A 16215-nucleotide genomic window follows, 5' to 3' on the forward strand; every position below is an offset into this window, starting at 1 on the left:
ATGGCGGACCCGGAACAGAACAAGTCTGAGCAGGCGAGCGCCTACAAGCTCGAGCAGGCGCGTAAAAAAGGCATGGTCCCCCGCAGCCAGGAACTCGGCATGGTGGTCAGTCTGCTCGCAAGCGTGGGGTATCTATCGATCTGGGGTGGTGACATGGCTACCCGCCTCGCCTTGCTGAGCGCCCGCGCATTGAGCGAGGCTGGGTCGCTAACCGGCGGCACGCGCGCACTGTCTACCGCTGTCGAGTCGCTGCTTTCACAGGCGGCGCTTGTAGTCGCGCCACTCATCGCCGTCGCGGTAGGTAGCACGCTGTTGTCGGCCGTGATGCAAACCGGCTTGATGTTCGCCCCAAGCGCTCTCAAATTGGACCCGAGCAAATTGAACCCCGCGCAGGGGTTCAAACGGGTCTTCTCGATGCAGACGCTGATCGAAGCTGGCAAGGCCTGCGTGAAAATGGTCGTTTATGTCGCGATCATCCGCGCCACGATTGTCGAGGCGGCTATCGCGCTCGCGCATGAAAGTCTGCCGCCGAAGCAGATCGCCCAGAGCGTGCTCGCGAGTGGCCTGCATCTGCTGTTCATGCTGCTAGCCGCAGCGACAGTGTTCGCGCTGATCGATCAGGTCATCGTGCGGCGCGGCTTTGCGAAAAAGATGCGCATGAGCCGCCATGAACAGAAGCAGGAAATGAAGCAGCGCGAAGGCGATCCGCGTATCAAGCAGCGTCGCAGGCAATTACAGCGGGAATTGCTGCAGCGGTCCCGGAGCATGAAGGCCGTGCGTGGCGCAGATGTGGTCGTGACCAATCCGACACACTACGCCATCGGCCTCAAATACGATCCTGCCCGTATGAGCGCGCCGCACGTTATCGCAAAGGGCGCGGGCGACTTCGCGCTACGTCTGAAGAAGCTCGCATTCATTTACGGCGTGCCGGTGATCGAAGCACCGCCTTTCGCTCGCGCTCTGTATTTCAAAGCCGGGCTCGAGCGTGAGGTGCCGGGCGAGTTGTATCGCGAAACAGCGGCGGTGTATCTGCAGGCGCGTCGCGCGCCGTCACAGGCGGTGACCGCATGACACTCCAGTCCCGGCTGCGCGATCATTCCGACCTGGCGCTCGTATTCGCGGTCGTCGTGATCCTGCTCCTGCTGTTCACGCCGATTCCGGCGATGGCACTCGACCTGTTCATCATCGTCAACTTCGCGTTCGCGTTCACGATCCTGTTGATGACGTTCTATGTGTCGCGGCCCGTCGAGTTCTCGACATTCCCTTCGCTGTTGCTGATCGCCACGCTGTTCCGCCTGTCGCTCAATATCGCGGCGACCCGGTTGATCCTCTCCGGGGCGCAGGCAGGCCAGGTGATCGGGGCGATCGGTGAGTTTGTCGTGCAGGGCAACTTCGTGATCGGGTTGATCGTGTTCTTCATCCTGATCGTGGTGCAGTACGTCGTGGTCACGACCGGCGCACAACGCGTTTCCGAAGTCGCCGCGCGCTTCGTACTCGACGCAATGCCGGGTCAACAGATGAGTATCGATGCCGACCTGAACATGGGCCTGATCGATCAGGACGAGGCCAAACGCCGGCGCAAGGCGCTCGAAAAAGAAGCCGGCTTCTATGGCTCGATGGACGGCGCGAGCAAGTTCGTCAAAGGCGACGCGATTGCCGGCATCATCATCCTGCTGATCGACATTCTCGGCGGCTGGGCGGTTGGCGTTGCGCAGATGGGTATGCCGCTCGGCCAGGCCTTGCAGACTTTCACGTTGCTCACGATCGGCGACGGCATCGTCACGCAGGTGCCCGCGCTGATCATTTCGGTCGCGACCGGCATCATCGTCACGCGCTCGTCGGCCGACGGCGAACTTAGCAACGAGGTGCTGCGTCAGTTGATGCAATTCCCCAAGATCCTCGTGCTGGTCATGATCGCGTTGACTGGCCTGCTCGCGCTACCGGGCATGCCGAAATGGCCGGTGTTGATCCTGGCGGCACTCGCGCTCGGCGCATGGCTGGTGGCACGCCGCAAACGCGCCGCCATTCAGGTCGGCGACACCCCGCCTGCCGAGGGAGCCGATTCAGCAGATCCCGCCGACGCAGCCGCTGCGTTGCCTGCCGCCGAAGTGTCCTTCGGCTCCGCGCTGACTGCGGCATGGACCCCGATGCAAAGCGTGCTGGCCGAGCGCATGGGGGCGTTTCGCAAACAGTACGCGGGAGAGATGGGGGTCACGATTCCGCCCGTCGTGTTTCGCGACGGCGCGCAACTGGGCTCGAACGACTATCGCATCCTGCTGTTCGGCGATCGCTTCGGTCACGCGACGCTGCATCCCGACAAGACCCTTGCGATTCACTCGTCGGATAAAGGCGAGAAGCTCCAGGGCATCGCGGCTCACGACCCCGCATTTGGCTTGCCCGCGATCTGGATCGACACGTCAGAGTTGCCGCGTGCCAAAGCACTCGGCTACACCGCCGTCGATCCGCTGACCGTGCTGATCACCCACGTCACCGAAGTCCTCAAAGCGAACGTCCCCATGCTGCTGTCGCGAACGGAAGTCATCGCCATGCTGGAAGGCTTGCGTACCCGCACGCCTGGCCTCGTCGAAGAACTCGTGCCAAACGTGCTGGCGCTCAGCGATGTTCAGCACGTTCTACAAAACCTGCTGACCGAGCAGGTCGCCATCCGCAACATTGGCCTGATTGTCGAGGTTCTGGTCGATGCGGGGCGCCACGAGAAGGACCCGGCGGCGTTGAGCGAGCGGGTGCGTCAGCGGCTCGGCCATGGCATCTGTCAAGCCATCCAGGGTGAGCACGACGCGCTCGCCGTCTTGACTCTCGACCCGGCGCTCGAAAATGCCATCGCGCAAAACCTGCAAGGCTCAGACGGATCAGGCGCCTATGTGCTGGACCCGCGTCTCGCTGAAAACTTTCTGAGCCGCCTCGCCGCCCAGGTCGACGCGATGATGCGCCAGAACCTCAAGCCCGTACTCCTTTGCCGTCCGGAAATCCGGCGCCATCTCAAGGCCTTCACCCAGCGGGTCGTGCCGAGGCTTGCTGTTCTGTCGATGAACGAAGTGCCTCATTCCATCAGCCTGAGATCGTTTGCGATGCTGAGCGTCGAGGCCACGCCTGCGCGGGTGGCCTCGCGCCCCGCGCAACAGGCATCGCCCGCGGCCCCGCAAGCCGCGTAACCGTCGATTGAACCGGACTCCCCATGGATAACCTCATGACCCTCGCCACCGGCCTGATCTCGCAGGAGACGCGCCGCGTCGAAACGGCCGGACAGAACCTCGCGAATGTCGCCACACCCGGCTACAAGCGGCAAATTGCATTTGACGATGTGCTGGCGGAGAGCCGCGCGCAATCCGCACCGCCATCTCCGGTTACCCCGTCGCGCACGACAGGCATCGCCACCGACTTCTCGGCGGGCAAGCTGGTCCACACCGGCAACCCGCTCGATCTGTCGATCAGCGGGCCGGGCCTCTTCGAAGTGATAACCGCGAACGGTCCGGCATACACGCGTGCCGGCTCATTCCAGCGCGACGCCGACGGCCGCATCGTCACCGCTCAGGGCTGGCCGCTGCAGAGCGCGGGGGGCGGCGACGTGGTGGTGCGCTCGAACAACTGGCAGATCGCGAGCGACGGCACCGTGCTTGACGACGGCACACCGTCGAGCGTGATTCGCGTTGCGACCTTCGTCGACCCGGCTCAACTCGTGCGAGGCGCCGACAGCCTCTTCCACGCAAAGGAGGCGCAGGCCGTCGACAGCGAGCAAGCGCACATCGTGCAGGGCTTCATCGAAACGTCGAACGTCGCAGTCGGCAACGACATGATGCAGATGATGGAGGCGATGCGCCGCATCGAGTCCGGGCAGAAGCTGGTCCATGCGTATGACGACATGGTCGGCACGGTTTTACAGCGACTGGGAGACATGTAAGCATGAACAACGTTTTTTATATCGGTGCGATGGGGTTGAACGCGCAACAGACGGCAGTCGACGTCACTGCCAATAACATCGCCAACATGAACACGCCCGCGTTCAAGCGCGGTGCGGTGTCGTTTTCTGAATTGCTGACATCGGCTGCCGCGCCGCTCAATCGCGCAGCGGCGAATGACGTTGTGAGCACCGCTGCCGGGGTCGTCGCCGATCCTTCGCTGCATGTGTTCACGGCCGGCGAATTGCGCCCGACCGCCAACGCGCTCGACCTCGCCATCCGTGGCGACGGCTTCATCGAACTAGCCTCCGAATCTGGTCAGGCAACGCTATGGCGCGGTGGCGTGCTGCATGTCGGCGGCGATGGCTACCTGACGGCGCCGAACGGCCTGCCGCTCAAGGCAATGATCTCGGTGCCGCGCGACGCGTCCAGTATCACGGTATCCGCCACCGGTCAGGTGCAGGCGACGATTCCGAATCAGACCGAGCCGGTCGATCTCGGCGAAATCGAACTGGTAATGCCCGCCGATGTACGCGCGCTGCAGTCCGCTGGCGACGGCGTGTACCGCATCCAGGACGACGGCATCACAGTCTCGCGCGTGCGTCCCGGCGAAGACAACGCGGGAACGCTGGCGCAGGGCTTCAGTGAAGCGTCGAACGTATCGCTATCGGACGCGCTTGTCAGTCTGATGCTGTACCAACGCGCCTATGCGTCGAATGCGCGGCTCGTGCAGGCCGGCGATGAGCTGATGGCGATTGCGAACGGGTTGAAACGCTAGGCATGTTCAACACGTGTATGTTCAAGGGACAACCGCCAGGCCTTCATGGCGTCACGACATCTGCCGCTCTCTTGCTCGTCTGCATGATGGTTGGTTCGATCGCGCACGCGTCAGTGACGGCGGCGGTGAAATTTCACGCTGTGACCGACATCGCAAGCGACGTGGTGCGACTCGGCGACATAGCGGATCTGAGTCCCCTTCCCCCCATGTGGCAACGGCAGGCCGCAAATCTGGCCGTTGCACGCTTGCGCGGAACAGATTCGCGCACGGTCATCGAGTCCGCGCGTCTGGCGGAAAACGCGCGTCGGCAAATGCCGGCAATCGCACCGTGGCTCCAGGTGCAAAACACGCAGGCCGTGGTCATCGTCAAGCGTTCGTCATCGCTCGAGAATGTCCCGACCGGCGGCCCTGGCGCGGAACCACCGCCGCGTTGCCTCGAACTTCTCCGTGACGTGGCCCAGGGCAACGCTATTGCGCTAGATAGCGTGCGAGCCGTTGCGTGCCCCCGGGAAGCCGTTTTGCACCGCGCTCACTACGACGAAAAATCCCGCCTCGCGCGGGCCGCTGCCGACCTCGCTCACGGCGAGCTCTTGCCCAGCATCGCCACGCAACGCCTCGCGCAGGTCAGCCGGGGCGAACAGATCAGAACCATGGTTCAAACCGGCGCAATAACCGTCACGCGAACAGGGACCGCCTTGACCGATGGCGCACATGGACGCATCACAGTGATCGCGGCCGGCAATCGCGACATCGTGGCCGTGCCGGCAACCGTCTCGACGCCGAGGTAGTTCATGCAATCGAAGCTATGTTCAACCTTTGTGGCGATCTGCATCGCGTGGTGCACGCTGGCCATGGCACACGCCGCCGACCTCTACCAGCCCGACACCTACCAGTCGCTGACCTCGGATCGCCGCGCGTCGCGTGTGGGTGACATCGTCACCATCCTCGTCTACGAAAACTCGACGGCAAGCAATACCGCCGACACCTCGACCAGAACGAATGTCGGTGTGCAGGGCAATGTCTCGACGATGTGGGCCGGCAACAATGCCGCGCAGATTGGCCTCGGCGACAACTACGGCGGTCGTGGACAAATCCAGCGTACTGGCCGGCTGCTCGCGCAGATCAGCGCGCATGTCACGCAGACCGAGGCTAACGGCGAGCTGATCGTCGCGGGCGAACAGGCCATCGACGTCAATGGCGAGAAGACCCGCATTCACTTGCAAGGGCGCGTGCGTCCGGTCGATATCAGCGCCAGCAATACGGTGCAGTCGAACCGCCTCGCCGACGCCAGGATCGACTACGTCGGCGAAGGCTTCATCACCGACCGGTCCAGGCCTGGTCTCATCCCCCGCTTCTTCGCATGGTTAGGCTTATGGTGAAACGACTCTACTCGCGCGTGCTGGCCGGCGTGCTGCTCGCGTGCGTGGCAGCGGCAGGCACCGCCACGGGCAGCGCCCACGCCGCAAGCGAAGTGCGCCTGAAGGACCTTGGCCGCTTCCTCGGCTGGCGCGAGAACATGCTGGTCGGCTACGGCATCGTGTCCGGCCTCGCCGGCTCCGGCGACACGCCGCGCAACCAGGCCACGCGTCAGGCGATGATGAACATGATGTCCCAGTTCGATCTGAATCTGACACAGGATCAGGTTCAGAGCCGCAACGTCGCGATGGTCATGATCACGGCATCGCTGCCACCTACTGCCAACGTCGGCGACCGCATCGACATCAACGTCACGTCGATGGGCGATGCGCGCAGCCTGTCCGGCGGCACGCTGATCATGACCCCGCTGCGCGGTCCTGACCGCAAGACTTACGCACTCGCCCAAGGGCCGGTCACCGTCGGTGGCTACCGGTTCGAGGCGAACGGCAACCTTCGGCAGAAAAACCATCCGACTGTCGGCACCGTGCCGCAAGGCGCCATCGTCGAAGTCCCGGTGCGTGCTGAACTCGTCACGCAAGATGGCTACCTGAATTTCGTGCTGAGGAACGCCGACGCCACCACCGCCGAGCGGATCGCCCAGCGGATCAACGAAACGTTGGGGCCCGGCAGCGCACGCTCGCTCGATGCGGAAACGATCCAGATTCGGGCGCCTGCCGGGAGCTATGCGCTCAATCGCTATGTCGCGCGCGTCGAGACGTTGAACGTCGTGCCCGACCAGAACTCGCGAGTCGTCGTCAACGAACGCACGGGCACGGTGGTCGCGGGCGGCGACACGCGAATTGCGCCGATCACGATTTCCCACGGCGACATTCGCGTGACGGTGACCGCCGAGTACTCGGCATCGCAGCCGGAGCTGATCGGTGTCGCGGGGCGAGGCGTACGCAGCCTTGTGATCGGCAATAGCGATCTTTCCGTCGACGAACCGGGGCAAACCGTCGCCGCGTCGTTTCCACACGGCTCGGTCGGGGAACTGGTGCGGGCGCTGTCGAAGAGCCGTGTCAGCACCCGCGATGTCATCGCGATCCTCGAAGCCATCAAAGCCGCAGGCGCACTGCACGCCGACATCATTGTTCAGTAACAGAAAAAAGGAAGACGCGATGACCATCAACCTGGTAACCGCTATCGCTGCAAAAGCGCTCGACGGTCTATTTGCCCAGCAGACGGCCACTGCCCAGAACGTGGCGAACGCCAGCTCAACTCACTTCACGCCGCTGCGCGTGTCGTTCGAGGATGCGCTGCGCGACGCTGCCGCACTTCGTCCAGGGGACACGCAGGCGAGCGTGCTCTCGCGCGTGTCGGGTGTCACGCCGCGCCTCGCTGCGCCGCTGCCCTTCGAGTCGAACACAGTCCGGCTCGACGATGAGATCGCCAGCGCGTCGGAAACGTCGGCCCGTTACGCGATGCTGATCGGCATGCTCGACCGCACGATGCAGATGGAACAACTTGCGATCAAGGGAGGCTGAGCGCATGAGCGACACGATCTTCGCCATTACGCGCTCGGGGCTCGATGTGGAGCGGCAGCGCATGGAAGTCATCGCGCAGAACCTGGCCAACGCGAGCACCACGCGCACGGCTTCCGGCGTGCCCTATCAACCGTTGCGGCTTGTGTCCGGCCCGCAGATCGCGTCGACGGATTTCGCGGGGCCGCTCCGCGGCACCGGGGCGGCGCATGCGAGCGGTGCGGCATGGACGCAAAGCGTGGCAGGCGTGCAGACCTACGGTGTCGAGACGCTCGACGTGCCCCCTCGGCTCGTCTACGACCCGTCGCATCCTCACGCGGACGCGAAGGGCTTCGTGTCCTACCCCGGTCTCGATCATGCCGGTGAAATGGCGTTGATGGTGCAGACGCAGCGCGTCTACGAAGCCGATGTGGTGATGTTCAACGCAGCCCGTTCGATGTACATGCGGGCGCTGGAATTGGGGAACCGTTCATGAGCGTCGCTGAAATCGCCGCTGTCGAACCCGGCTTTCTCGCTCCTGCGTGGCACAACGGATTCACGCCGCCGCTTGCATCGCTGCAGAACCCGAGGGACATCGAGCCTGCTACGCAGTCCGGCTTCGCGGACCTGCTGGTGTCCGGGTTGCAAGACGTGGATCAGCAGGTCCGCGCCGCCGATACGGCGGTCGCCGATTTCGCGCTCGGCGCGGATCTGCCGCCGCATCAGGTCGTGATGGCGCTCGAGCAGGCCCGCATGTCACTGCAATTCGCCCTGCAGGTGCGCTCGCGACTCGTCGAGGGGTATCAGGAACTGATGCGAATGCAACTCTGAGATGGAATCCAGCATGTCTCGCTTGACTACCTTTTTCACCAGCGCCTCGCGTGAGCGGCAATTCATGCTTGTGGGCCTGTTATCGCTGCTGTTGTTCGGCGCGATGGCCGTCGTGTATTTCTGGTTGCGTCCGGGCTATCAGGTGCTGTTCCGCGATCTGAAGCCGCAGGACGCCTCGGCGGTCGTCGCCGAACTGGACAAGCAGAAAGTACCGTACCGGATCGACGATAAGACCTCGGCTATTCTCGTCCCGGAGGGCGATACCCGCGCGCTGCGCCTCAAGTTGATGAGCAGCGACCTGCGCCTGCAAGGCGCGGTCGGCTTCGAGCTGTTCAACAATTCCGATCTTGGCCTGACGGAGTTTGCACAGAAGGTGAATTACCAGCGCGCGCTGCAGGGCGAGCTGGCGCGCACGATCATGACGCTCGATGAGATCGATCTGGCGCGCGTGCATCTGACGCTGCCGGAGTCATCGCTGTTTCGCCGCGATGCGGTGCGGCCCAAGGCATCGGTCGCGCTCTTCATGCGCGACGGTCAGGCGCTCGCGGCCGAAACCGTGCGCGGCATTCAACGTCTCGTGGCCGCTGCAGTGCCGGACCTGTCCGCCTCCGATGTCACCGTGCTCGATCAACGGGGTGACCTGGCGAACGCTAAAGGCAGCGACAGCGCGGAGATCGACAATCCGCACTTCGCATTGAAACAGGCCATCGAGTCCCGGTACGAGCGGAAAATTCTTGCGCAGATCGCGCCGATCCTCAGCGGCGGTCAGGCTCGCGTGAGCGTCGACGCGAATCTCGACTTCGCGCAGATACGCACGACGCGCGAATCAGGCACCACGCGTCCGATCGTGAATCACGATGAGACGGCAGGCTCCGCGTCGCCTCTGCCCGCCGCGAAGAGTGCGAGCGGGATGCCAGTGGCGGGCCTGCCGCCGCTGCCCGGCGCGCCGTCCAACGATGGCACCCGAACCGACCGCAACCTCGAACAGATCGTGTCGCAGCCCGGCTCCATTCGTCGTCTCTCGGTGGGCATCGTGCTCGATCAAGCTTTGCCGCAAGACGATATGGCCCGTGTCAGCGCGGTGGTCGGCGCGTCGATCGGCCTCGACGCTGCGCGCGGCGATGTGTTGTCGATCTATGTGCGGCATTCCGCGACCGCAGCCCCGGATTCGACGCCCGCGAATAGCGGCATAACCGCGCCTGTCGATGCTGCCCTCTCCAACGAGCAGGCCGACCCTTCGAATGCTCGCGCCATCGCGTCAGAAGAACCCGTCGATCCGAAAATCGGCCGGCCCGCTCGACAGGCGTCCGTCGCACCGGCCCCGCCAAGCGCGTCTCAACCGATTCGCGCTTGGCTATCGGACAATCGCGCCGCCAGCCTGTCCGGTGCATTGCTGATCGTCCTGGCGGCTGGCGCGTTCGCCTTCACGCGAATGAACCGGGCGGCGCATTATGGTCAGCTCCCGCGAGTTCTGAGCGCGCAGCAGCGCGAAGCCTATGTGGTCCGCTTGCGCGCTTTGCTCGCCGACGCCGGAGGTCCGCATGGCCGCGCCTGACAACGACGCATCACGCGAGCGTCAGTTGCGCCGCACGGTGGCCGAATTGAGCGAATGCGCGATCGACGATATCGAAGCCATCTGGGGCGCACTTTCGCATGACGAGCGCGACCAGTTGCGCCCTCTGCTCGCTGAAGCGGCGCGCGTAACGCCTGGCAACCTGACTGCCGCGGGCTTTGCCGACATGGAGACGAGTCAGTCGGGCAAGCTCACCAGCGACGACAACGGCCCAGCGTTCGCGCAACGCATCACCGGGCTGGCCGAGAGCCTGCCGAACGAAGTGCTGTCGCGACTCATCTTCAGCCTCGACGATTGCGCCCGCGATGCCGTGATCGACGCTTTGCCGGCGGAGCGCCGCGCGTTGCTCGTTCGTGACGGGCACACCTGGCGCATCACTGAACGCGCGCGCGCCGCCTTGCGAGACGCGGCGTCCGCCGTCGGCGCGCAGTCGTTCGATTCGTCGGCCAGACGAAGCAACGCGCCGGCCGCTCAACGCTCGACGTTGAACGCGAAACTCCGCCGCTGGATCGGACGGGCAGCATGAGTCTGCTTCTCAAGGCCGGAGAGATCACGGTAGGAAGCGGACGCAGGCCGCTGGTGCAAGGGGCCGTCACGCCCATTCACGCCGCGCAGACGGGGCAGCCGGAGCAACGCGCTGCTCTCACTGCGAGCGACGCGCGTCCCGATGGGCAGATCGAGTCGCTCAAACATCGCGTTGCAGAACTGGAACGCGCTTACGAGGAGCAGACGCGTCATGTCGAAACGCTCAAGCAGGAAGCCTATCAACGCGGGATCGACGCAGGCATCGAGAGCGGTGTTGCTCGCGCGGAAAACGATCACACGGCCATGCTCGACAGGCTCGAAGCCGGGGTCAAAGCGGCGCTCGCGGCATTGCATGAACGCCTGCAAGTCATCGAGGTCCTTGCACTCGATGTCGCCCAGTCCGCGCTGGAGAAAGTGATTGGCGACCCGGCGTCGTATACAGCGCTAATCGGGCAAACCGTGCGTCATCATCTCGCGCAGACTGCAGCGGGTTCGGCCGTCGGCATTCGAGTATCCGCTGATGATTTCGCCGACCCCGTTCTGTTGAAGGATACGTTCGCAACCCTGACCCGCCACACGTTGCTGGCGGTCAAGGCCGATCCGCAATTGCGCTCCGGCGCCTGCGTGATCGAACTGACGCTTGGCCGTCTCGACCTGAGCCTGCCGCAACAGATGACGCGCATCGTTACCACCCTCGATGGACTGCGCGCCGATGACTGAGCAGCCGCCGCTTCATCGTTACGTCGCCGCGATGCGTGAACTCGATCCGCTCGCCCGCACAGGTGCTGTCACACGCGTAATGCCGACCTTCGTCGAGGCGGATGGCCCAGGCGTGCCGCTCGGCTCGCTCTGCACGCTCGGCGGCCCGGGGCCACAGCAAAGCTACGCGGAAGTCGTCAAGGTCGAAATGGGACGAGTCACGCTGGCGCCTTACACGTCGGCTGCGGCAATCTGCGTTGGCGATCCGGTGTGCGCCACGCGCGTCGGCGCGACGATTCCCGTCGGCCCTGCGTATCTTGGCCGCGTGATTGACCCGCTGGGCCACCCGCTGGACGGCGGCCCAGCCATTCCCAAAACCGGATCCACGTGGCCGCTTGCCGGTGTCGGCACGCCGCCGCTGGATCGATTGTCGCCAGTCACACCGCTCGAAACCGGCATCCGCGCGATCGACGGGCTGTTGACCTTGGGGGTCGGTCAGCGCGTGGGCATTTTCGCGGGCAGCGGCGTCGGCAAGACCACGCTGCTGGCCAGCCTCGCCCGGCATGTCGAGGCGGACGTTTGCGTGTTGTGTCTCGTCGGCGAGCGCGGTCGCGAAGCCGAGGAATTCTGGCAACGCTCGCTCTCCAAGACGACCCGCGCGCGCTCGACCATGGTCGTCGCCACGTCCGACCAGTCCGCTGTCATGCGCGCACGCAGCGTACTGGTGGCGCTGTCGCTCGCTGAATATTTTCGCGCGCAGGGAGCGCATGTGCTGTTGCTGCTCGACTCGGTCACGCGCTATGCGCTCGCGCTGCGCGAGATCGGCCTTGCCGCGGGCGAACCGCCAACCGTGCGCGCCTACACGCCTGGCGTGTTCGCGGCGCTGCCGAAAATCGTCGAACGATGCGGGGTGCTCAGGCATAACGGTGCGATTACCGCACTGATGACCGTGTTGACCGAAACCGACGAGGTCGACGACCCGATGGCCGAAACGATGCGCGCTCTGCTCGACGGCCACATCGTGCTGACGCGTGAACTTGCGGAGCAAGGTCACTATCCCGCGATTCAGGTTCCGCGCAGTATCAGCCGCGTGATGCAGTACGTAACGCAACCCGACGAACGCCGGCTCGCGGCCGAAGCCGTCATGCAACTCGCAGTCTACGAGTCGTCCCGCACGCTGGTGGAGTCGGCCTTGTACGCGGCGGGCAGCAATCCCGCGCTCGACCGCGCACTGCTCAAGCGCGACGCGCTAGTCGACTTTCTCCGGCAGCCTTCCGACACGGCGACATCGCGCGAGACGACGCTCCGTGCGTTGGCTGCGTTGCTCAAGGACAAGCCATGAGGCCATCCCTATGAAAAAGCGCCAGCAGTTTGAGACCACGCGTCAGATCGCCGCCTTGCGCCCGTTGCAACTTGAACGGGCGCGCATGGACACCTTGCGCGTGGTGCAAACGTTCGAGCACAGCGTCACTCAGGAGCAGGCCGTCGCCGCGAACCTGGATGCGCATCTCGACGGATGGCGCAATGCGTTGCGCACCCCAAGTGGATTTTCTCCGTCGCTTGCCGCGAATTGGGCGGCCGCGGCAGCGTCGGTTCATGCCAAGCATATTCAGGCGCAGCAAAGCATGCGCGATGCCGCAGCCCGGGTCGAACAGCAACGCGCTGAAATGACACGCCACGAGCAGCAAGCCGAGCACGCAAAAACGGGCGCCGAACGGGCGCGGCGGCAATTCGAGCGCGAGCGCGACGAGCAACACGCAAACAGGATCGAGGACATGTATCTGTCACAGGAAAGCCGTTCATGAAAGTCGATTCATCCAGCGTGGGGCGCGACATGGGCGTGTCGAGTGACGGGGCACGCATCGCATCCGGTCGCACTCGCCCTGCGTTCGAGCAGGTGCTGCGCGCGATGGAAAAGGACATGTGGCCCGGTGCTAAAGCGGGACGTATGACCGGCGACCCGCTGCCAGGACAGACGCAGCCCAACGCTAAGAAGGGTGTTGCAAGCGTAGTCGCATTGAATGCCGATGCGAGCGCTGGCGCGCGCAACGCCTTTGTAGCAAGCGCCGGCAAGTTGGACGCAGCGACGACCTCGCTCAACGCCGCGCCTCGCAGCGGATCTCGTTTGCCACCAACATCGGCAGCGCAACACTCAGGCAGCGGCGCCCAACCTGACGCCGAAGCGGTACTGACCGTATTCGAAACACCGTCGCCCCTCACTCCGAGCCAGAGCCGGACGGTGTCGACGGAGAGCCGCGTCACGCACCCGCCCTCAGCGTCAACCTCAACGCCGCGCTTCATGCACTCGCCAGTCTCACCGGCGCTTATGTCGCTGAATGCTGATGGCACCGCTGCGCCTTACCGGCTGACCGTCATGAACGGCGCTGGCGGGGTCAGCGTCGCGCTACGTGTCAGTGCCGCGCGGGCCGACGAACTCGACACGCTCACCCAACGCGCGCTCGACGAACTGGATAGCCACGGCGCACGAGGCGTGCGGCTCATCGTCAACGGCGTCGAACCCGTTCCAACTTCTTTGCGAGGTCTTCCGCATGCCTATTAGCCCCGTCAGTTCGACCAGCGACGTGAACAACCGGATCGACTCGTTGGGTCTCGACATGCAGTCCCTGCTGCAGATCATCCTGACCCAGTTGACCTATCAAGACCCGCTTAAGCCGGTCGACAACTTCGAGTTCGTCTCACAGTTGGCACAGTTCACCTCGCTCGAACAATCGCGTCAGATGACGGACAAGATCGACAACCTGCTGTCCGTTCAGTCCGCCACGCAAACCCTCGGCCTGCTCGGCCGCAACGTCGATGTTCAGACCGACGCCGCGCTTCTAAGCGGCGTCGTCAAAAGTGTGTCGTTCAAGGATTCGCAACCGCAGTTGACCGTTGAAACCACGAGCGGCGAATTCCTTACCAACGCCAGCATTTCGCAAATCGTTTCGGTCCGCTAGACGATCGTTCCTCAACGGAGAGTTCCTATGCTGGAGAGCATCTATATTGGCATGAGCGGGCTGACGGCCTATTCGAAGGGTCTGCAGACCATCAGCAACAACGTCGCGAACCTGAACACCGCCGGCTTCAAGACTTCGGCGCCGCGCTTTGCCGATCTTTACTATGGTCAGCAGTTCGCCCGCAGCCAGCCGGGCGCGGGCAATACCATGCAGTTCGGCAGCGGTGTCGAATACGGCTACTCGTCGCTGAATTTCATGCAAGGAGATCTGCACTCGAGCAGCGGACCTCTCGACCTCGCCATTCAGGGCGAAGGCTTTCTCGCGTTGCTCGATGGCGACGCCACCCGATACGCGCGAACCGGCCAGTTCTCGGTAGGCGACGATGGCTTCATCGCGGACAAAGCCACAGGGCTCAGGCTCGCCGCCTTGACGTCGTCGGGTGGGCTCGGTCCCATTTCGCTCGAGGGCAAGCAGATCAGCGCGCCGCAGGCAACCACCGTGGTCCATTTTTCTGACAATCTGTCGTCGGGATCGACCAGCTTCTCGATCCCAAATGTGGACGTCTACGACGCGAACGGCGGCAAGCATACGCTCACGATCACCTTTGCGCCGGATTCGGCCATCATTCCAGGCCGCTGGAAGCTTACTGTCACCGATGAAAACAATTTGCCCGTCCAGCAAGGCACGTTGCAGTTCAACGGTGGCATTCCGGAGCCCGGGCGCGACAAGCTCGACCTCACGTTGAGCTCCGTCGACGCGCCGCCGCTGACGGTCACGCTCGACTTCTCGAACGGAGTCACCAACTTCTCGGCGGGCAGCACGTCGAGTCTGCGCGTATCGGACAAGGATGGTTATGCCACTGGCACGCTGTCATCGATGAACGTCGACGACAACGGTCAGTTGATCCTGCAGTATTCAAACGGTCAAACCGACACGCTCAGGACCATTGCGCTCGCCAGGTTCTCCAATCCGCAACAGTTGCTGCAGATGGGCAACGGCCTGTTCGACGCGTCCCATGCCATCCCTCCGATCTATCGCGCCAGCAGCGGCGCGGGCGTGGGACAGTTGATCGCGGGGGCAACTGAAGCGTCCAACGTGGACCTTTCGACGGAGTTTGGGCAGCTGATTCTGATCCAGCGCGGTTTCCAGGCATCGTCGCAGGTCCTGAGCGCGGCCAATGAAATGATCATGCAACTGTTCCAGATGCGAGGTCAGGGATGAGCACCGTGCCAATCCGCTGGCGCCCGCTTGGTGGTCGTGACCTCGTCGCAGGGGAAGTGCTATTCGCCAAGGCCGTCGCTTCCTGGCAGGAAGCGTGGTTTTGCGAGCCGGCGCTGAAGGTCGAGGCAGCGGCGTTGCTCGAACCTCTCGAATCGTTTGCTGCGAAGGAGCAGGAATCGGCGTGGACGTGCGGTCCGGACGTGTGGCTGTTCGCGGAACCGCGTCAGCTTACCCGCATGGCCAATCGTGCTCTCGATCTGCCGACCCGGTTCGCGCCGGTCCTCGAATCACGCCCGGCATTGCTGGCGAACGTCGAGACGCGACTGGTCGACGAACTCCTCGACGCGTTGCGGCGTGCTCTGTTACCCGCGCTCAAGGGCACTGACGGCATGCACGCCTGTAAAACCCCGATGTCGCCGCACCTACCGTATGGCGGCGCTCACTTCCGGCTGGTCACTCCAAAGGGCGACACGGTGCTAGCCCTTGTGTGCGGTGCGCAAACGCTCTGGTCCTGTCTGCCGCTGAATCAGCGGCAGCCGACGACCTCGCCAGCTCACCTGCCGTCGAATCGAACCTCCGCCGTCGAAGACACCCGTGTATCGCTACGCGCGATGCTTGGCCAATGCGAGTTGACCGTTGCGCAACTCGCCACGCTCGCGGTCGGCGACGTGATCAGACTCGATCGCGCGATCACGGAAACGGTCGCGCTGGAGCTCGCACGGTCGGTAGGTGCGCCGCGCACGGTCGTGGCAACCGCCACGCCTGGACAACGCGCTGGAAAACTGTCCATTCAACTCACTTCGATTACCGGGCCAGATACGCTATGACCTCGAATACC

General features: G+C 63.8%; 19 protein-coding genes. All 19 read left to right on the forward strand.

Features of this window, described 5'->3' with window-relative positions; genetic code table 11:
- The 19 genes from LMG28727_RS23185 (at window position 1) to LMG28727_RS23275 (ending at window position 16204) form a co-directional block, all read left to right on the forward strand.
- The gene (locus tag LMG28727_RS23185; protein WP_201644651.1) at window positions 1–1071 is read left to right on the forward strand and encodes an EscU/YscU/HrcU family type III secretion system export apparatus switch protein; all 1071 of its coding nucleotides are present in this window, start codon (window positions 1–3) and stop codon (window positions 1069–1071) included.
- Complete coding sequence (locus LMG28727_RS23190; protein WP_201644652.1) at window positions 1068–3173, forward strand: flagellar biosynthesis protein FlhA; 2106 nt, start codon at window positions 1068–1070, stop codon at window positions 3171–3173. Before LMG28727_RS23185 ends, LMG28727_RS23190 begins: the two co-directional genes overlap by 4 nt.
- Window positions 3174–3196: 23 nt before the next feature.
- A complete protein-coding gene (locus LMG28727_RS23195) occupies window positions 3197–3919 on the forward strand; it encodes a flagellar hook-basal body protein (RefSeq protein ID WP_201644653.1) in 723 nt (240 codons plus the stop codon).
- 2 nt (window positions 3920–3921) lie between these two features.
- Window positions 3922–4695, forward strand: coding sequence for a flagellar hook-basal body protein (locus LMG28727_RS23200; RefSeq protein WP_201644654.1), 774 nt, complete (start codon window positions 3922–3924; stop codon window positions 4693–4695).
- An 83-nt stretch (window positions 4696–4778) separates the two neighbouring features.
- The gene (locus LMG28727_RS23205; protein WP_201644655.1) at window positions 4779–5483 is read left to right on the forward strand and encodes a flagella basal body P-ring formation protein FlgA; all 705 of its coding nucleotides are present in this window, start codon (window positions 4779–4781) and stop codon (window positions 5481–5483) included.
- A 3-nt stretch (window positions 5484–5486) separates the two neighbouring features.
- A complete protein-coding gene (locus LMG28727_RS23210) occupies window positions 5487–6074 on the forward strand; it encodes a flagellar basal body L-ring protein FlgH (protein ID WP_201644656.1) in 588 nt (195 codons plus the stop codon).
- The gene (locus LMG28727_RS23215; protein ID WP_201644657.1) at window positions 6068–7210 is read left to right on the forward strand and encodes a flagellar basal body P-ring protein FlgI; all 1143 of its coding nucleotides are present in this window, start codon (window positions 6068–6070) and stop codon (window positions 7208–7210) included. Before LMG28727_RS23210 ends, LMG28727_RS23215 begins: the two co-directional genes overlap by 7 nt.
- 19 nt (window positions 7211–7229) lie before the next feature.
- Window positions 7230–7595 (forward strand): flagellar basal body rod protein FlgB, encoded by a 366-nt coding sequence (locus LMG28727_RS23220; RefSeq protein WP_201644658.1) that lies wholly within the window; start codon window positions 7230–7232, stop codon window positions 7593–7595.
- Window positions 7596–7599: 4 nt separating this feature from the next.
- Window positions 7600–8067 carry a flagellar basal body rod protein FlgC gene (flgC, locus tag LMG28727_RS23225; RefSeq protein ID WP_201644659.1) on the forward strand — a complete coding sequence of 156 codons (468 nt, stop codon included), beginning with the start codon at window positions 7600–7602 and terminating at the stop codon, window positions 8065–8067.
- The gene (fliE, locus tag LMG28727_RS23230) at window positions 8064–8402 is read left to right on the forward strand and encodes a flagellar hook-basal body complex protein FliE (protein WP_201644660.1); all 339 of its coding nucleotides are present in this window, start codon (window positions 8064–8066) and stop codon (window positions 8400–8402) included. The genes flgC and fliE overlap by 4 nt, the downstream gene beginning before the upstream one ends.
- 13 nt (window positions 8403–8415) lie before the next feature.
- Window positions 8416–9957, forward strand: a complete 1542-nt coding sequence (gene fliF, locus LMG28727_RS23235) for a flagellar basal-body MS-ring/collar protein FliF (protein ID WP_236592274.1) — start codon at window positions 8416–8418, stop codon at window positions 9955–9957.
- A complete protein-coding gene (locus LMG28727_RS23240) occupies window positions 9944–10501 on the forward strand; it encodes a hypothetical protein (protein WP_201644662.1) in 558 nt (185 codons plus the stop codon). Before fliF ends, LMG28727_RS23240 begins: the two co-directional genes overlap by 14 nt.
- Window positions 10498–11220, forward strand: a complete 723-nt coding sequence (locus LMG28727_RS23245) for a FliH/SctL family protein (protein ID WP_201644663.1) — start codon at window positions 10498–10500, stop codon at window positions 11218–11220. The genes LMG28727_RS23240 and LMG28727_RS23245 overlap by 4 nt, the downstream gene beginning before the upstream one ends.
- Complete coding sequence (locus LMG28727_RS23250) at window positions 11213–12541, forward strand: FliI/YscN family ATPase (RefSeq protein WP_201644664.1); 1329 nt, start codon at window positions 11213–11215, stop codon at window positions 12539–12541. Before LMG28727_RS23245 ends, LMG28727_RS23250 begins: the two co-directional genes overlap by 8 nt.
- Before the next feature lie 10 nt (window positions 12542–12551).
- A complete protein-coding gene (locus LMG28727_RS23255; protein ID WP_201644665.1) occupies window positions 12552–13004 on the forward strand; it encodes a hypothetical protein in 453 nt (150 codons plus the stop codon).
- Window positions 13001–13759, forward strand: a complete 759-nt coding sequence (locus tag LMG28727_RS23260; protein WP_201644666.1) for a hypothetical protein — start codon at window positions 13001–13003, stop codon at window positions 13757–13759. Before LMG28727_RS23255 ends, LMG28727_RS23260 begins: the two co-directional genes overlap by 4 nt.
- A complete protein-coding gene (locus LMG28727_RS23265; RefSeq protein ID WP_201644667.1) occupies window positions 13749–14156 on the forward strand; it encodes a flagellar hook assembly protein FlgD in 408 nt (135 codons plus the stop codon). The genes LMG28727_RS23260 and LMG28727_RS23265 overlap by 11 nt, the downstream gene beginning before the upstream one ends.
- 27 nt (window positions 14157–14183) lie before the next feature.
- The gene (locus tag LMG28727_RS23270) at window positions 14184–15377 is read left to right on the forward strand and encodes a flagellar hook protein FlgE (protein WP_201644668.1); all 1194 of its coding nucleotides are present in this window, start codon (window positions 14184–14186) and stop codon (window positions 15375–15377) included.
- Window positions 15374–16204 carry a FliM/FliN family flagellar motor switch protein gene (locus tag LMG28727_RS23275; RefSeq protein ID WP_201644669.1) on the forward strand — a complete coding sequence of 277 codons (831 nt, stop codon included), beginning with the start codon at window positions 15374–15376 and terminating at the stop codon, window positions 16202–16204. The genes LMG28727_RS23270 and LMG28727_RS23275 overlap by 4 nt, the downstream gene beginning before the upstream one ends.
- The last annotated feature ends 11 nt before the right edge of the window (window positions 16205–16215 follow it).

This window comes from Paraburkholderia metrosideri (assembly GCF_904848625.1).
GTDB classification, from domain to species: Bacteria; Pseudomonadota; Gammaproteobacteria; order Burkholderiales; family Burkholderiaceae; genus Paraburkholderia; species Paraburkholderia metrosideri.

Excerpts from the sequence above, each read along its gene's own strand:
- LMG28727_RS23185 (WP_201644651.1), top strand. The coding sequence starts at position 1 with ATGGCGGACCCGGAACAGAACAAGTCTGAGCAGGCGAGCGCCTACAAG.
- LMG28727_RS23190 (WP_201644652.1), top strand. The coding sequence starts at position 1,068 with ATGACACTCCAGTCCCGGCTGCGCGATCATTCCGACCTGGCGCTCGTA.
- LMG28727_RS23195 (WP_201644653.1), top strand. The coding sequence starts at position 3,197 with ATGGATAACCTCATGACCCTCGCCACCGGCCTGATCTCGCAGGAGACG.
- LMG28727_RS23200 (WP_201644654.1), top strand. The coding sequence starts at position 3,922 with ATGAACAACGTTTTTTATATCGGTGCGATGGGGTTGAACGCGCAACAG.
- LMG28727_RS23205 (WP_201644655.1), top strand. The coding sequence starts at position 4,779 with ATGATGGTTGGTTCGATCGCGCACGCGTCAGTGACGGCGGCGGTGAAA.
- LMG28727_RS23210 (WP_201644656.1), top strand. The coding sequence starts at position 5,487 with ATGCAATCGAAGCTATGTTCAACCTTTGTGGCGATCTGCATCGCGTGG.
- LMG28727_RS23215 (WP_201644657.1), top strand. The coding sequence starts at position 6,068 with ATGGTGAAACGACTCTACTCGCGCGTGCTGGCCGGCGTGCTGCTCGCG.
- LMG28727_RS23220 (WP_201644658.1), top strand. The coding sequence starts at position 7,230 with ATGACCATCAACCTGGTAACCGCTATCGCTGCAAAAGCGCTCGACGGT.
- flgC (WP_201644659.1), top strand. The coding sequence starts at position 7,600 with ATGAGCGACACGATCTTCGCCATTACGCGCTCGGGGCTCGATGTGGAG.
- fliE (WP_201644660.1), top strand. The coding sequence starts at position 8,064 with ATGAGCGTCGCTGAAATCGCCGCTGTCGAACCCGGCTTTCTCGCTCCT.
- fliF (WP_236592274.1), top strand. The coding sequence starts at position 8,416 with ATGTCTCGCTTGACTACCTTTTTCACCAGCGCCTCGCGTGAGCGGCAA.
- LMG28727_RS23240 (WP_201644662.1), top strand. The coding sequence starts at position 9,944 with ATGGCCGCGCCTGACAACGACGCATCACGCGAGCGTCAGTTGCGCCGC.
- LMG28727_RS23245 (WP_201644663.1), top strand. The coding sequence starts at position 10,498 with ATGAGTCTGCTTCTCAAGGCCGGAGAGATCACGGTAGGAAGCGGACGC.
- LMG28727_RS23250 (WP_201644664.1), top strand. The coding sequence starts at position 11,213 with ATGACTGAGCAGCCGCCGCTTCATCGTTACGTCGCCGCGATGCGTGAA.
- LMG28727_RS23255 (WP_201644665.1), top strand. The coding sequence starts at position 12,552 with ATGAAAAAGCGCCAGCAGTTTGAGACCACGCGTCAGATCGCCGCCTTG.
- LMG28727_RS23260 (WP_201644666.1), top strand. The coding sequence starts at position 13,001 with ATGAAAGTCGATTCATCCAGCGTGGGGCGCGACATGGGCGTGTCGAGT.
- LMG28727_RS23265 (WP_201644667.1), top strand. The coding sequence starts at position 13,749 with ATGCCTATTAGCCCCGTCAGTTCGACCAGCGACGTGAACAACCGGATC.
- LMG28727_RS23270 (WP_201644668.1), top strand. The coding sequence starts at position 14,184 with ATGCTGGAGAGCATCTATATTGGCATGAGCGGGCTGACGGCCTATTCG.
- LMG28727_RS23275 (WP_201644669.1), top strand. The coding sequence starts at position 15,374 with ATGAGCACCGTGCCAATCCGCTGGCGCCCGCTTGGTGGTCGTGACCTC.